Annotated in this window: 11 protein-coding genes and 1 tRNA gene; 7 read left to right on the top strand and 5 right to left on the bottom strand. The window is 58.4% G+C overall.

What is annotated here, in order from left to right; translation table 11 throughout:
* Positions 1–57 precede the first annotated feature (57 nt).
* The gene (locus tag H5P17_RS07455) at positions 58–2,079 is read right to left on the bottom strand and encodes an FAD-dependent oxidoreductase (protein WP_182822148.1); all 2,022 of its coding nucleotides are present in this window, start codon (positions 2,077–2,079) and stop codon (positions 58–60) included.
* Between the two features lie 301 nt (positions 2,080–2,380).
* Between H5P17_RS07455 and H5P17_RS07450 the strand changes: the two genes are divergently transcribed.
* On the top strand, positions 2,381–4,000 hold the full coding sequence (locus tag H5P17_RS07450) for an ABC-F family ATP-binding cassette domain-containing protein (protein WP_182822147.1): 1,620 nt from the start codon (positions 2,381–2,383) through the stop codon (positions 3,998–4,000).
* A 34-nt stretch (positions 4,001–4,034) separates the two neighbouring features.
* Here the strand turns inward: H5P17_RS07450 and H5P17_RS07445 are convergent, their stop codons facing one another.
* Positions 4,035–5,501, bottom strand: coding sequence for a PLP-dependent aminotransferase family protein (locus H5P17_RS07445; protein ID WP_182822146.1), 1,467 nt, complete (start codon positions 5,499–5,501; stop codon positions 4,035–4,037).
* Between the two features lie 128 nt (positions 5,502–5,629).
* On the opposite strand from H5P17_RS07445, the gene H5P17_RS07440 reads away from it, so the two are divergent.
* From H5P17_RS07440 to H5P17_RS07430, 3 genes are read left to right on the top strand one after another with little or no spacing between them, the layout of a single operon-like run.
* A complete protein-coding gene (locus H5P17_RS07440) occupies positions 5,630–6,895 on the top strand; it encodes a 4-aminobutyrate--2-oxoglutarate transaminase (protein ID WP_182822145.1) in 1,266 nt (421 codons plus the stop codon).
* A gap of 12 nt (positions 6,896–6,907) precedes the next feature.
* On the top strand, positions 6,908–8,362 hold the full coding sequence (locus tag H5P17_RS07435; protein ID WP_182822144.1) for an NAD-dependent succinate-semialdehyde dehydrogenase: 1,455 nt from the start codon (positions 6,908–6,910) through the stop codon (positions 8,360–8,362).
* 58 nt (positions 8,363–8,420) lie between these two features.
* Complete coding sequence (locus H5P17_RS07430) at positions 8,421–9,665, top strand: amino acid permease (RefSeq protein WP_182822143.1); 1,245 nt, start codon at positions 8,421–8,423, stop codon at positions 9,663–9,665.
* A 70-nt stretch (positions 9,666–9,735) separates the two neighbouring features.
* Here the strand turns inward: H5P17_RS07430 and yfcF are convergent, their stop codons facing one another.
* The gene (gene yfcF / locus H5P17_RS07425; protein WP_182822142.1) at positions 9,736–10,371 is read right to left on the bottom strand and encodes a glutathione transferase; all 636 of its coding nucleotides are present in this window, start codon (positions 10,369–10,371) and stop codon (positions 9,736–9,738) included.
* A 172-nt stretch (positions 10,372–10,543) separates the two neighbouring features.
* Here yfcF and H5P17_RS07420 point away from each other — a divergent pair, with 172 nt between their 5' ends.
* Positions 10,544–11,260, top strand: a complete 717-nt coding sequence (locus H5P17_RS07420; protein ID WP_182822141.1) for an HPP family protein — start codon at positions 10,544–10,546, stop codon at positions 11,258–11,260.
* Positions 11,261–11,333: 73 nt separating this feature from the next.
* Here H5P17_RS07420 and H5P17_RS07415 read toward each other — a convergent pair.
* Positions 11,334–11,410 (bottom strand) — tRNA-Ile (locus tag H5P17_RS07415).
* Between the two features lie 148 nt (positions 11,411–11,558).
* Here H5P17_RS07415 and mug point away from each other — a divergent pair.
* Both mug and H5P17_RS07405 read left to right on the top strand, forming a co-directional pair.
* Entirely contained in the window at positions 11,559–12,047 is a 489-nt protein-coding gene (mug, locus tag H5P17_RS07410; protein ID WP_044553579.1) for a G/U mismatch-specific DNA glycosylase, read from the top strand.
* Positions 12,048–12,075: 28 nt separating this feature from the next.
* A complete protein-coding gene (locus tag H5P17_RS07405) occupies positions 12,076–12,519 on the top strand; it encodes a nuclear transport factor 2 family protein (protein ID WP_182822230.1) in 444 nt (147 codons plus the stop codon).
* A gap of 48 nt (positions 12,520–12,567) precedes the next feature.
* On the opposite strand, the gene rpoD is transcribed toward H5P17_RS07405, so the two are convergent.
* Positions 12,568–14,403: an RNA polymerase sigma factor RpoD gene (rpoD, locus tag H5P17_RS07400; protein ID WP_020831770.1), complete on the bottom strand. Its 1,836-nt coding sequence runs from the start codon at positions 14,401–14,403 to the stop codon at positions 12,568–12,570.
* Positions 14,404–14,450 lie beyond the last annotated feature (47 nt).

The following is a 14,450-nucleotide window of genomic DNA, read 5'->3' as shown; positions in this document are numbered from 1 at the left end:
TTATAGCAATTAAGGTCATCATTAGGCTTATTTTGCCACTATAGTAGCAATATTTATTTAGAGTGACATTGCCAGCCGCGTGCCCTGATCGATAGCGCGGCGGGCATCCAGCTCGGCGGCGATGTCCGCCCCGCCAATCAAATGCACGGTTTTTCCCATCTCCAGCAGCGGTTGCTGCAGCTCGCGTCTGGGTTCCTGTCCGGCGCAGATAATCACCGTATCCACCGGCAGACAGCTTTCCTGTTCGGCGCGTGAAATATGCAGGCCTTCATCATCAATGCGTTGATAGTTCACGCTGTTGAGCATTTTTACACCGCGCATCGCCAGGCTGGTGCGGTGGATCCAACCAGTGGTTTTTCCCAGGCCTTCGCCCACTTTGCTGGTTTTGCGTTGCAGCAGGTAGATCTGCCGAGCAGGGCGACTGACCACCGGCCCCTGCGCCGCCAGCCCACCGCGTTGGCCAAGCTGGTCATCGATACCCCATTCACGGTTAAATTCCGCCGGATCCAGACTGCTCGACACCCCGTGTTGGCTGAGGTATTCGGCGGTATCGAAGCCGATGCCGCCGGCACCGATGATCGCCACGCGCTGGCCGACCGGTTTTTTGTCGCGTAACACATCCAGATAGGTGAGTACCTTGGCGTTGTCGATGCCGGGGATCGCAGGGGTACGCGGCACGATACCGCAGGCAAGGATCACTTCATCGAACGCCGCCAGATCGGCCGCCGTCACCCAGACGCCGAGCTTCACTTCGACCTCTTGCAGCGTCAATTGGCGACGGAAATAACGCAGCGTTTCATGAAACTCCTCTTTACCGGGGATCTGCTTGGCGATATTGAACTGGCCGCCAATCTGATCGGCGGCATCGAATAGCGTCACCCGGTGGCCGCGGCTGGCAGCGGTGGTCGCAAACGCCAACCCGGCCGGCCCGGCACCAATCACCGCCAGCCTTTTCTGCTTCTCCGCGGCGACCAGCGGCATCTCGGTTTCGCGACAGGCGCGGGGGTTTACCAGGCAGGAGGTAAGCTTGCCTTCAAAAATTTGGTCGAGGCAAGCCTGGTTGCATCCAATGCAGGTATTGATTTCGTCGGCACGCCCTTCGGCGGCTTTCTGCACAAAAGCGGCGTCGGCCAGGAACGGGCGCGCCATTGATACCATGTCGGCGCAGCCGTCGGCCAGGACCTGTTCGGCTACCGCCGGGTCGTTGATGCGGTTGGTGGTGATCAGCGGGATTTGCACTTTACCCATCAGCTTTCGGGTCACCCAGCTGAATCCGGCGCGTGGCACCATGGTGGCAATGGTTGGGATACGCGCTTCATGCCAGCCAATGCCGGTGTTGATAATGGTGGCTCCGGCCTGCTCAACGGCTAGCGCCAACTGCTCGATTTCCTGCCAACTGGAGCCGTCTTCAACCAGATCGAGCATCGAAAGGCGGTAAATCAGGATAAATTCGCGGCCGACCGCCTGGCGTACCGCCCGGACGATCTCCACAGCAAATCGCATGCGGTTGCTGAAGCTGCCGCCCCATTGGTCATCTCGCTGGTTGGTGCGCGCGACCAGAAATTGGTTGATCAAATAGCCTTCGGAGCCCATCACTTCGACGCCGTCGTAGCCGGCCTGCTGGGCCAAAGCCGCACAACGCGCGAAGTCCGCGATGGTCTGCAAGATATCCGCTTCGCTCAGTGCGGTAGGGGCAAAGGGATTGATCGGCGCCTGCAGCGCGGAGGGGGCTACCGGTTGCGGCTGGTAGCTGTAGCGACCGGCATGCAGGATCTGCAGCGCAATTTTACCGCCGGCCTGGTGGACGGCGTCGGTGACGATGCGGTGATGGTCGACCTGCTCCGGGTGGCTAAGGGTTGAGCCGCCGCGATACACCACACCTTTTTCATTGGGGGCGATGCCGCCGGTGACGATTAGCGCTACGCCGGCTGCGGCACGCTCGGCATAGAAAGCGGCCATGCGCTCGGGGCCATTCGGCAGTTCTTCCAGGCCGGTGTGCATCGATCCCATCAGTACCCGGTTTTTCAGGGTGGTGAAGCCGAGATCCAGCGGTGCCAGCAGGTGTGGGTAATTGCTCATTGCAGTCTCCATCGCGTCTTTCATCGTTATTATTATGTGCGACCTCAAGTGGTCGGATGAGATAAATCTAGCCGTTGTCTCTGCCGTTGGGAATCTGCGTTGCGCTGAATGTGATAGATGTCATGAATCTGTGCCCCTGTTTGCATTGTGAACAACAAATGGGTTAGCATTTGCCCGTTATAAATTCCCTCTCTCTGCGGAGCCATCACCGAAAATGAACACACACGCCTGCTGATATCTTGTCCCACGTCGCGCACACCCGTGCCTGGTGGGGATGTTTTGATTTCATTCAGGAGTGCTTATGGCTCATTTTGCGCAGTCCCCTCATTTTGTTTTACATCACCTGATCTGCCAGTTCGCTGACGGCGAAACGCTGTTCGGCCCCTTGGATCTGACTTTTGATCGGCAACGCTGCGGCCTGGTTGGGCGCAATGGCGTCGGAAAAACGCGCTTGCTGCGTTTGATCGCCGGGCAGGATCTTCCCGGTGGCGGGCATGTTGAAGCCCATGCATCGCTGGCTTACGTCGCGCAACAGCCGGAGCTCTCTCCACAGACTACGCTGGCCCAGCTACTGGGCTACGGCGAGATGTTTGCCGCATTGGCCCGCCTTGAGCAGGGGCAACCGCAAGCGGACGATCTCGATCTTTTGGAAGGTCAGTGGGATCTGCGCGATCGTCTGCAGGCTGCCTTTGTCGCCGCCGGGTTACCGGCGTTCGATGCGCAACGCCCGGTGAGCGATCTGAGCGGCGGTGAACGAATGCGTGCCGCGCTGTGCGGGGCGATACTGAGCAACGCGGATTTTTTGTTGCTCGACGAACCGACCAACCACCTCGACGGCCGGGGCCGCGACTGGCTTTATCAACAGGTGGAACAGTGGCGCGGCGGCTTGCTGGTGGCCAGCCACGATCGGCAGCTGTTGGCGCGTATGCAGCGCATTGTCGAACTGACGCCGGGCGCACTGCACAGCTACGGCGGCAACTACGATGACTATCGCCGCCAGCGTGATTTGGAGCAGCAGGCCGCACGAGCCGGGCTGGAACACGCGCGCCAGGAACGTCGGCGCACCCGGGCCCGGCAGCAGAAAGAACATGACATCAGCCAACGGCGCTCTGCGCAAACGCTGAAAACCGTCGATACGCTCAATATCGCTTCCTTTGAGCGCACTGCTTATAAGGCGGCGGCCAAAGAAAGCCTCGGTACGCTGCGCAAACAGCATCAGGACCAGAAGGATGCTCTCGATGCCGCCGTCCGCGATGCCTATCAGCGAGTGGAGGACGATTGTCCGGTGATGCTCACGCTGCCGGGAAGCGCCGTGGGGGCGGGCAAGCAGGTGCTGGTGCTCGAACAGTTGGAACTGCCTTTTATCGCCATGCCGCCGCTGGATTTTCGCATTGATGGCCCGATGCGCGTGGCGCTGGCCGGCCCGAACGGCTGCGGGAAATCCACGTTGCTGAAGGTGATCCTGGGGCAGTTGGCGGCCAAAGCGGGGAGCTGTCACTGCCCACTGCCGACGGCTTACCTCGATCAAACCCTTTCACAGCTCGATCTTTCGCTGTCTGTGGTTGAGCATCTGGGGCTGCAGGATTCACCGCTCAATGAGGGTACGGTCCGCAGTCAACTGGCGCAGTTGCAGCTAAACGCCGAACGCGTACTGTTGCCAATGGCAGCGCTGAGCGGCGGCGAACGACTGAAGGCGGCGCTGGCCTGCATGCTGTGGCGTCGGGAGCCGGCGCAGTTGCTGTTGCTGGATGAGCCGACTAACCATTTGGATCTGGCGTCGTCAGTGGCGATCGAGGCTTCGCTGGCCAGTTTCCCCGGCGAGATGTTGGTGGTTTCTCACGATGAAAACTTTTTGCAGGCGCTGAAATTGACCCATCGTTTGCAGTGGCGGACGGGAGAATGGCATCTTCAGACCTTATGAAGTTCGTTCGTGCTCTTGGGGCCGCCTTTTGTTTTCAGGGGTTGATGCACTCCAACAGCAGGGTAAAAGCGGCGGCCATCTGCTCTTCCGGTACGCAGGCAAAGCCCATCAGCAGGCCGCGGCGATGGTTGGGCAACATGTAGTAACGCGACAGCGGCCGCACCAGTACGCCGCGCGTATTGGCTGCGGCGGCAATCGCCACATCGTCCGCCTGGTCCGGCAGGTTGAGGATCAGGTGCAGCCCGGCATTGTTATTGAACTCACTCAGCGCCTGTTTACCCAGATGCTGCTCGATCAGAGCGGTGAGGAAGGCGCGTCGCCGGGCGTACAGCAGGCGCATACGGCGGATATGCGCGCTGTAGTGGCCTTCCTGGATAAACTGCGCCAGCGCGGTCTGGATCAGCAAATGGCCGCCGCGATACAGTTCCGCATGGGCGGTTTTCAGCGCCGCCATTAGCGGCTTAGGCAGCACCACATAACCCAGTCGCAGCGCCGGATACAGCGTTTTGCTGAAGGTGCCGATATAGATCACCGGCGCGTCGGCTTCCAACCCCTGCAACGCCGGGATCGGCTGACCGGAAAAGCGAAACTCGCTGTCGTAGTCATCTTCAACAATCCAACTGCCGGCGTTGCGCGCCAAGGCCAATAACCGTTGCCGACGCGCCAGGCTCATTACCGATCCCAGTGGGTATTGGTGCGACGGCGTGACGAAAATCAGCCGCGGCGCCTCGGCAGGCTGTTCCGGTGGCACCATACCGGCTTCATCCACCGCCAACGGGCAGATATTCACGTCGTTCATTCGCAGGATATTGCGGATCCCCCAATAGCCCGGTTCTTCAATCCACGCGTCGTCGCCTGGATTGCACAGCAGGCGCGTCACCAGATCTATCGCCTGATGGATGCCTTCGGTAATCAGAATTTGCTCTGGTGAACAGCGTACCGAGCGCGCTACGCGCAGATAGTCCACCAGCGCATGCTGCAGCTCCGGGCTGCCGCCCTGGTTGCTGTAGGTCAACTTCTGCGGGGCCGGACGACGGCTGATACGCGCCTGGATCTTGCTGAATAACTGGTGTGGGAAAGCATTGACGTCAGGCACGCCGGGGATAAAGGCTCCCCACTGTTTGGGGCTGGCGCTGGCGTGGTGCAGCAGGGTAGCACCGCGCGCCGACAGTTCAATGCGCCGCTGTTCCCCGTCACTGCCTGCCGGGGCGCTGACGGTGGATAAACAGCTGTCCGGGACGGTTTCGGCGACGAATGTGCCGCTTCCGGCACGCGCCAGGACATAGCCTTCCGCCAAGAGTTGTTCATAAACGGTTAATACAGTGTTACGAGAAAGGCTAAGCTCCTGAGCCAAATCCCGTGAGGCGGGCAGACGGCTGGAGGGCGGCAGGCTGCCGTCCAAAATGCTGGTGCGGATCGCATTGTAAAGCCGCTTATGCAGCTTATCATCCGGCTGTTCGCCAAGGCGTTGCAACAGCAGGTCACCACTCAGTGAGCGCAATTGGATCCCTCAATTAATCGTAACTGGCTCTCGATTATAGGGCCACACCCTGTGTAAATAAACGTCATTGTTTCACGAATGTGAACAAACCGTTTAGCTGGCACCGACTACCGACCGGAGAGAACAACATGAAAAACGCAGAATTGAATCAACGTCGTCAGGATGCCACCCCACGTGGGGTTGGCGTGATGTGCGGTTTTTACGCCGAACGCGCCGAGAACGCCACGCTGTGGGATGTCGAAGGGAATGAAGTTATCGATTTTGCCTCCGGTATCGCCGTGCTGAATACCGGACATCGTCACCCGAAGGTGATCGCTGCCATTGAGAAGCAGCTGAAGGCCTTCACCCATACCGCTTACCAGATTGTCCCTTACGAAAGCTACGTTTCGCTGGCCGAACGCATTAACCAGTGTGCGCCGATCGAAGGGCCATGTAAAACCGCGTTCTTCACCACCGGGGCGGAAGCGGTAGAGAACGCCGTCAAAATTGCCCGCGCCCACACTGGTCGTCCGGGTCTGATCACCTTTGGCGGTGGCTTCCACGGCCGCACCTACATGACCATGGCGCTGACCGGTAAAGTGGCACCTTACAAACTGGGCTTCGGACCATTCCCGGGATCGGTGTTCCACGGCCAGTATCCTAATGCGCTGTACGGCGTGACCACCGAAGATGCGATGAACAGCCTGGAGCGCATCTTTAAAGCGGATATCGATCCCAAGCAGGTTGCCGCCATCGTACTGGAGCCGGTGCAAGGTGAAGGCGGTTTCAACGTCGCACCGGCCGAGTTTATGCAGGCATTGCGCACCTTGTGTGACGAGCACGGCATTTTGCTGATTGCCGATGAAGTGCAGACCGGTTTTGCCCGTACCGGCAAGCTGTTTGCCATGGATCATTACAGCGTCAAACCCGATCTGATCACCATGGCGAAAAGCCTGGCGGGCGGCATGCCGTTGTCGGCCGTAGCCGGTCGTGCAGCGGTGATGGATGCCCCTGCACCGGGCGGGCTGGGCGGCACCTACGCCGGTAACCCGCTGGCGGTGGCGGCAGCGTTGGCGGTGCTGGATGTGATTGAGGAAGAGCAGCTGTGCCAACGTTCCCAACGCCTGGGCCAGCATCTGGTGGAAGTGTTGCAGCAGGCGCGCCAGACCAGCCCGGCGATTGCGGATATCCGGGCGCAGGGTTCGATGGTGGCGGTGGAGTTCAACGATCCCAAGACCGGCAAACCCTCTGCCGAGATCACCCGTCAGGTGCAGCAGAAAGCGCTGGAAGAAGGCCTGCTGCTGCTGAGCTGCGGTGTTAACGGCAACGTGATCCGCTTCCTGTACCCACTGACCATTCCTGAAGACCAGTTCACCAAGGCGCTGGGCATTCTTTCCCGCGCACTGGCTCAATAAGGAGTGACCGGCATGAAATTGAATAACCCCGAGCTGCTGCGCAGCCAGTGTCTGATTAACGGTGAGTGGTGCGATGCGCTGAGCGGTAAACGTGAAGCGGTCATCAATCCGGCGACCGGCGTTGAGCTGGCCAGTATTCCGCTAGTCAGCGGCGAAGAAACTCAACAGGCGATTAACGCCGCGCAGGTTGCGCAGCAAGGTTGGAAACAACTGACCGCCAAACAGCGTTCCGCTCTGATGCTGACCTGGGCCGACAAGGTGCTGGCGGCCCAGGAAGATCTGGCGCAGTTGATGACCGCGGAGCAGGGCAAATCGCTGGCGGAAGCGCGCGGTGAAGTGGCCTACGCCGCCTCGTTTATCACCTGGTTTGCCGAAGAGGCCAAGCGAGTGGACGGCGCGGTGCTGCAAGCGCCGCAGGCCTCACAACGACTGGTGGTGGTGAAGCAGCCCATCGGCGTTTGCGCGGCGATCACTCCGTGGAACTTCCCGGCGGCGATGATCACCCGCAAGGTGGCGCCGGCGCTGGCGGCAGGTTGCGCAATTATCGTTAAACCGGCCGAACAAACGCCGCTAACCGCGCTGGCGTTGGGCAAGCTGGCGCAGGACGCCGGTATCCCGGCAGGGGTGTTGCAGGTGGTGACCGGCGACGCCGCTCAGGTGGGCAAAGTACTGTGTGACAGCCCGGTGGTGCGCAAATTGAGCTTTACCGGTTCGACCGAGGTTGGCCGCATTCTGATGGCACAGTGCGCACCAACCATCAAAAAGCTGTCGCTGGAGCTGGGCGGCAATGCGCCGGTGATCGTTTTCGACGACGCCAACCTGGACGCGGCCGTGGCAGGCATTATGGCCTCCAAATTCCGCAATAGCGGCCAGACCTGCGTCTGCGCCAACCGCATCTACGTGCAGGACGGCATCTATGACCGCCTGGTGGATAAGCTGGTGGCGGCGGTTGAGCAACTGAAGGTCGGTGACGGCAGTCAGGCGGGTACCACTCAGGGCCCGTTGATTGACCAGGATGCGGTGGAAAAAGTGCAGAGCCATATCGACGATGCATTGATCAAGGGCGCGCAAATCGCTATCGGCGGTCAGCCGCACGAACTGGGACGCACCTTCTTCCAGCCTACGGTGGTGACCGGCGTGACGCAGAAAATGCGCTTCGCCAAAGAGGAAACTTTTGGCCCGGTGGCACCGCTGTTCCGTTTCCATGACGAGGCGGAAGCTATCGCCATGGCCAACGATACCGAGTTCGGTTTGGCCGCTTACCTGTTCACGCAGAACGCCTCGCGTCAATGGCGAGTGCCTGAGGCGTTGGAATACGGCATGGTCGGCATCAATACCGGGCTGATTTCCAATGAAGTGGCACCTTTTGGCGGCGTGAAGCAGTCAGGACTCGGGCGTGAAGGATCGCGTTACGGGATTGAAGAATATCTGGAGCTGAAATACCTGTGTATCGATGTGAGCTGTTAACCCCTGGGAAATTAACCAACCCCGGTGGCCAGCGCCGCCGGGAGCCAAAGGATGCTGCATGTCTTCTGAAAACATCTCTATTTCTCCGGCGCTTGCCGCCGGGGTGCGAACGCCTGCACCCGCCAAATCACTGAGTTTCCTCGAAGGGGTGGCGATGATTGTCGGCACCAACATCGGCGCCGGCGTGCTGTCCATCGCCTACGCCTCCAGCAAGGCCGGTTTCCTGCCGCTGTTGTTCTGGCTGGTGCTGGTGGGCAGCCTGACCACCATCACCATGCTGTACGTCGCTGAATCTACCCTGCGCACCCGTGCCCATCTGCAATTGAGCGGATTGGCGAAACGCTATGTCGGCGGTATCGGTGCCTGGCTGATGTTTGCTTCGGTTTGCGTTAACAGCATTGGGGCGTTGACCGCCTACATGAGCGGCAGCGGCAAGCTGTTGCAGTCCCTGTTTGGCATTTCCCCGGCCATAGGCAGCCTGCTGTTTTTTGTGCCTGCTGCAGGGGTCTTGTACCTGGGGTTAAAGGCGATTGGCCGCGGGGAGAAGTTTATCAGCATCGGCATGGTGGCCATGCTGAGTGCGCTGGTGGCGGCCACGCTGCTCAAAGACACCACCCAGATGCGCAACCTGCTGGACGGTGACTGGCGCTTTATGGTGCCGGTATTCAACGTGGTGGTGTTCTGCTTCTCTGCGCAGTATATCGTGCCGGAAATGGCGCGCGGCTTTTCGGACAAGCCAGAACAACTGCCCAAGGCGATTATGGTCGGAATGGCCGTGACCTTTGTGCTGCTGGCGGCGGTGCCGATGTCGGTGATTGCGCTCAGCGGGCTGAATAACATTTCTGACGTGGCGACCATTTCATGGGGGCAGGCGTTAGGGCAGTGGGCCTTCTTCTCCGCCAATATTTTTGCCCTGTGCGCGATGCTGACCTCTTACTGGGGCCTTGGCGGCAGCTTCCTGACCAATATTTTCGACCAGTTCAGACTGGGCAACGACGAACAGCCGCTGCGCCGTTTCGGCGTGCTGATGCTGGTGGTGCTGCCACCGTTCGCGCTGGCCTACAGCGGGTTGGTGTCATTCGTTAACGCGCTCTATTTCGCCGGGGTTTTCAGCGGGGTGATTTTGTCGATTATGCCGATGCTGATCCTGCGTGGGGCGCGCAAGCATGGCGATCAGACACCACGTTGGCAGTGTAACTGGATCACCCACCCGCTGTTGCAGATCAGCATCGTGTTGCTGTATCTGGCCAGCGCGGTGTATGCCATCGCGTCGCTGTTAGGCTATCTGCCCGCGGGATGGTGATTTGCCTTCCCTCAAGAAGTGATGTTGTTTCTCAGTTGAGAACGGCGGCGTCGTGGCCGCCGATTTTTTATCACCCGCGCATTTTCTCTGGCAGCGCCAACCAGGCCTGCACGGAAGGACGTTGCCACTGTTTGTGAGCGTAGTGGCGAATATTTTCCGGTACCGGATCACCATGTATCACCAGCCGATTCAGCATCAAAGCCAAATCGGTGTCGGCAATGCACCATTCCCTGAACAGATTATCCTGGCCGTGACTCAGCAGCTTTTCGACGGCGGCAATCAACTTGTTGGCGGCCCCCTGCGCGGCGTTGGACAACGGAGGAAACTTGCCGTTAATGAACACCGCCTCGGTTGGCCGCTCGGCGCGTAGCTGTAGCAGATCGCTGCGCAGCCATGCCTGAACTTCGCGGGCTTTGGCACGGTGTTTTACATCGCGTGGGTACACCGGATGGGCAGGGTGGATCTCATCCAGGTACTCATCAATCGCCGAGGACTCCGAAAGTTGAAACTCACCGACCACCAGCGTCGGCACCCGGCGCGTCAATGACAGGGCCGCATAGGCCGGCTCATGGTTTTTCCCCTGCGACAAATCGACCGGCTTCACGGTGAAGGGAATGCCTTTTTCCGTCAGGGTAACAAACGCCGACATGGCATAAGGACTGAAAAATTCGGCGTCGGTATAGAGTTCGGCAATCGGCTGAGACATTGGAGTTTTCCTCAAGGCAAAGGGAGGCGAACTTTGATAATTGACGAGGAGTGGCTAAAGATCAATCTGTTAGCCGAAAGTTATTTTTGCAGTGAAAAGCGCGGCGAGCGGCGACGCCTGGCGTTGTGATATATTTGTTGCCATTAAGTTGAATTTGGCAGCACGAAGTAACATGAAAATGCCGTTGTTGGAAAGAGTAAAAGTAGGGTGCGCACGTTTGTGGCCGCACCCATTGGCGGTGGGCAAAAAAGAGATTTTGCTTTCCAGCGTCGGTGCCGGGCTGGGGCTGATGATTTCCGGCTGGATCAGCCATTTTGTTTTGGGCGAGGTGAACCTGTGGTTTATCGCCCCGATGGGGGCCTCGGCCGTATTGCTGTTTGGCGTGCCGAACAGCCCGTTGGCGCAGCCCTGGTCGATTGTGGGCGGCAATATGTCGGCTGCGGCAGTGGGGGTCAGCACCAGTTTGCTGATTGCCGACCCTGGGCTGGCTTGCGGCGTGGCGGCCGCACTGGCAATTGGCTTGATGTTTAAGCTGCGTTGCCTGCACCCGCCCGGCGGCGCGGTGGCGCTGACCGCCATTCTCGGTGGCCCGGGTATTCATCAACTGGGCTATAGCTTTGTGCTGTACCCGGTGTTGCTGAACTCGGTGCTATTGGCGTTGCTGGCGATCGTCTTCAATAATCTGGCCGGGCGACGCTACCCGCACCCTTTGGCGCCGACCGAGGCGAAGCCGGCCAATCTGCCGATTGATGCGGTGTCTATCACCCGCGCCGATCTGCACGAGGCGCTGATGCAGGGCGAACTGTTTGATATCGACGAGGACGATCTGCAGGAAATTCTGCTGCGTGCCGAACAGTTGGCGCATCAACGGCAGAGCGGTGGAGGCTGATCACTCGGGAGGATGGAAATAAAAAAGCCACCTTTGGGAAGGTGGCTTTTTTGGCTGTGAAAACAGCGAGATTTGGTGGCCCCTACTGGACTTGAACCAGTGACCAAGCGATTATGAGTCGCGTGCTCTAACCAACTGAGCTAAGGGGCCAAGCGGCGAGATTATACGGCAATCCTCCGACGCAGGTCTACAGTTAACCATCCGTATGTTGCTTTTATGCGCAGTTCTAGCCTGTTGTAATTACTGGCGGATTTTGCGATAACCGCTGTAAATCCCCTTTAATGGACTCCCGAACCCTATGGAACTCCTGGCGCCAAACCTGCGGGTGGTGTTTTGCGGCATCAACCCCGGCCTCTCCTCTGCCCACCAAGGCTACCCTTTTGCCAACGGCAGCAACCGCTTCTGGAAGGTGGTGCATCAGGCCGGCTTTACCGAACGTCAACTGGCGCCGGAGCAGTGGCAACAGCTGCAGGATACCGGCTGCGGCATCACCGCGCTGGTGGCGCGGCCAACGGTAGCGGCCAGCGAAGTGACGCGTGACGAATTGCTCAGCGGCGGCGAGGCGTTAAAAGAAAAAATCTTGCGCTATCAGCCGCGCGCATTGGCGATTCTGGGCAAGCAGGCGTTCAGTAGCGCCTTTGGGGTAAAAAATGCGGCCTGGGGCCGTCAGGAGATGACGATCGGTAAAACTGAGGTTTGGGTATTGCCGAACCCCAGCGGATTGAATCGTGCCACGCTGGAGCAGCTTACAGAGAGTTATCGCGAGCTGTTTCTGGCATTGAAATAATCTGAGAGGGAGTAGCGAGATGAAAGCGATGATTAAAGCGGGGTTGGTCGCTCTGCTGTTGGCGACCGGCGCTGCCCATGCGGGCAACAGCGCGCAGGAACTGAAGAACAAAAATAACGTGCTGGAGTTTTATCAGCAGGGGCTGAATAACAAAGATTTTGCGGCGGCGCGGCCCTTTCTGGGCGACGAGTACAAACAGCACAATCCCAATGCGCAGGATGGGGTGGAAGGGTTCCGCAAGTTTGTCGAGTTGCTCAAAGCTCGTTACCCCGATTCTCACAGTGAAATCAAACAGGCGTTTGTCGACGGTAACTATGTGATTTTGCACGTAGAGACCAGCGGGCGTGAAAAGGGCAAGACGGCCGCGATTATCGATATTTTCCGGCTTGATGACGCAGGCAAAATCGTGGAGCACTGGGACGTGACCCAGCCGGTGCCGGAGAAAACGGCCAGCGGCAACAGCATGTTTTAGGCAATAAAAAACCCCGGCAAGCCGGGGTTTTTTGCGAACAGCTGAACCTTAGTCGTCCAGGAAGCTGCGCAGCACTTCGGAACGGCTTGGGTGGCGCAGTTTACGCAGTGCTTTGGCTTCGATCTGACGAATACGCTCACGGGTAACGTCGAACTGTTTGCCCACTTCTTCCAAAGTGTGGTCAGTGTTCATGTCGATGCCGAAACGCATACGCAGCACTTTCGCTTCACGGGCGGTCAGGCCGGCCAATACGTCGTGCGTTGCGGAGCGCAGGCTTTCCGAGGTGGCAGAATCCAGCGGTAGCTCGAGGGTGGTATCCTCGATGAAATCGCCCAGATGTGAATCTTCATCATCACCGATCGGCGTTTCCATGGAGATCGGCTCTTTGGCGATCTTCAGCACTTTGCGGATTTTGTCTTCCGGCATCAGCATGCGTTCAGCCAGCTCTTCCGGCGTCGGTTCGCGGCCCATCTCTTGCAGCATCTGGCGCGAAATACGGTTGAGCTTGTTGATGGTCTCAATCATATGCACCGGAATACGGATGGTACGCGCCTGGTCGGCGATAGAACGGGTGATAGCCTGACGGATCCACCAGGTGGCGTAAGTCGAGAACTTATAACCACGACGGTATTCAAACTTGTCTACCGCTTTCATCAGACCGATGTTGCCTTCCTGGATCAGATCCAGGAACTGCAGGCCGCGGTTGGTGTATTTCTTGGCGATAGAAATAACCAGACGCAAGTTCGCTTCAACCATCTCTTTCTTCGCACGGCGGGCTTTCGCTTCACCGATAGACATGCGGCGGTTAATGTCCTTCACCTGCTCGATGGTCAAGCCGGTCTCTTCTTCGATCTGACGCAGTTTCTGCAGGCTGCGTTGCACGTCTTCGGCGACGTCTTTCAGCTTCTCTGACCATGGCTTGGCCATTGCCAGCGCTGCTTCAAACCAGGTGGTGCTGGTTTCGTTGCCGGCGAACAGAGTCACGAAGTTTTTCTTCGGCATTTTGCACTGTTCAACGCACAGCTTCATGATGATACGTTCTTGAGTACGAACGCGGTCCATCATGGTACGCATGCTGTTGACCAGGAAGTCGAACTGTTTCGGCACCAGGCGGAACTGCTTGAACACTTCAGACAGCTTCAGAATTTCTTCTGCTGCGCTGGCGTGGCTGCGGCCGTTCTTTTTGATGACGACACGAGTCGCTTCGTACTGATCGCGCAGGTCGGCGAATTTCTGACGGGCCAGCTCAGGATCGATGCTGTTGTCGTCTTCTTCTTCGTCTTCATCTTCTTCTTCGTCGTCGTCATTCTGCTCTTCGGTAGACAGCTCAGAACCCACGTGGGTAGCGGTAGGGGCGATGTCCTCTTCCGCATTAGGATCGACGAAGCCGGTGATCAGATCGGACAGACGGGCTTCGCCCGCTTCGACGCGATCGTACTGTTCCAGCAAATAGGTAATGGCTTCCGGGTACTCGGCAACCGAGCACTGCACCTGGTTGATGCCGTCTTCAATGCGCTTGGCGATGTCGATTTCGCCTTCGCGCGTCAGCAGTTCAACGGTCCCCATTTCGCGCATGTACATGCGCACCGGGTCGGTGGTACGGCCGATTTCAGACTCAACGCTGGACAATACCTGAGCGGCAGCTTCTTCCGCATCTTCGTCTGTGCTGTTTGAGTTTTCAGCAAGCAACAGGTCGTCGGCGTCCGGCGCTTCTTCCAGAACCTGGATGCCCATGTCGTTAATCATCTGGATGATGTCTTCGATCTGGTCGGAGTCGACGATATCTTCCGGCAGATGGTCATTGACCTCAGCATAGGTCAGATAGCCTTGCTCCTTACCACGGGTGACAAGTAGCTTTAGCTGTGACTGCGGGTTTTGCTCCATAAGACGGTATCCACACTTCAGAGTATTTGGGTTGGTGTCGGTCGGCG

This window comes from Serratia sp. OS31 (genome assembly GCF_014164835.1).
In the GTDB taxonomy this organism is placed as follows: domain Bacteria; phylum Pseudomonadota; class Gammaproteobacteria; order Enterobacterales; family Enterobacteriaceae; genus Serratia; species Serratia liquefaciens_A.
The sequence above is the reverse complement of the archived record's forward strand: the minus strand, read 5'-3'. Positions and strand labels throughout refer to the sequence as shown.

What these genes read in the sequence shown, in the direction of transcription:
- mug (WP_044553579.1), top strand. Translation starts at nt 11,559, where the DNA reads ATGGAACTCCTGGCGCCAAACCTGCGGGTGGTGTTTTGCGGCATCAAC.
- H5P17_RS07450 (WP_182822147.1), top strand. Translation starts at nt 2,381, where the DNA reads ATGGCTCATTTTGCGCAGTCCCCTCATTTTGTTTTACATCACCTGATC.
- H5P17_RS07435 (WP_182822144.1), top strand. Translation starts at nt 6,908, where the DNA reads ATGAAATTGAATAACCCCGAGCTGCTGCGCAGCCAGTGTCTGATTAAC.
- H5P17_RS07455 (WP_182822148.1), bottom strand. Translation starts at nt 2,079, where the DNA reads ATGAGCAATTACCCACACCTGCTGGCACCGCTGGATCTCGGCTTCACC.
- yfcF (WP_182822142.1), bottom strand. Translation starts at nt 10,371, where the DNA reads ATGTCTCAGCCGATTGCCGAACTCTATACCGACGCCGAATTTTTCAGT.
- H5P17_RS07420 (WP_182822141.1), top strand. Translation starts at nt 10,544, where the DNA reads ATGAAAATGCCGTTGTTGGAAAGAGTAAAAGTAGGGTGCGCACGTTTG.
- rpoD (WP_020831770.1), bottom strand. Translation starts at nt 14,403, where the DNA reads ATGGAGCAAAACCCGCAGTCACAGCTAAAGCTACTTGTCACCCGTGGT.
- H5P17_RS07405 (WP_182822230.1), top strand. Translation starts at nt 12,076, where the DNA reads ATGATTAAAGCGGGGTTGGTCGCTCTGCTGTTGGCGACCGGCGCTGCC.
- H5P17_RS07440 (WP_182822145.1), top strand. Translation starts at nt 5,630, where the DNA reads ATGAAAAACGCAGAATTGAATCAACGTCGTCAGGATGCCACCCCACGT.
- H5P17_RS07430 (WP_182822143.1), top strand. Translation starts at nt 8,421, where the DNA reads ATGTCTTCTGAAAACATCTCTATTTCTCCGGCGCTTGCCGCCGGGGTG.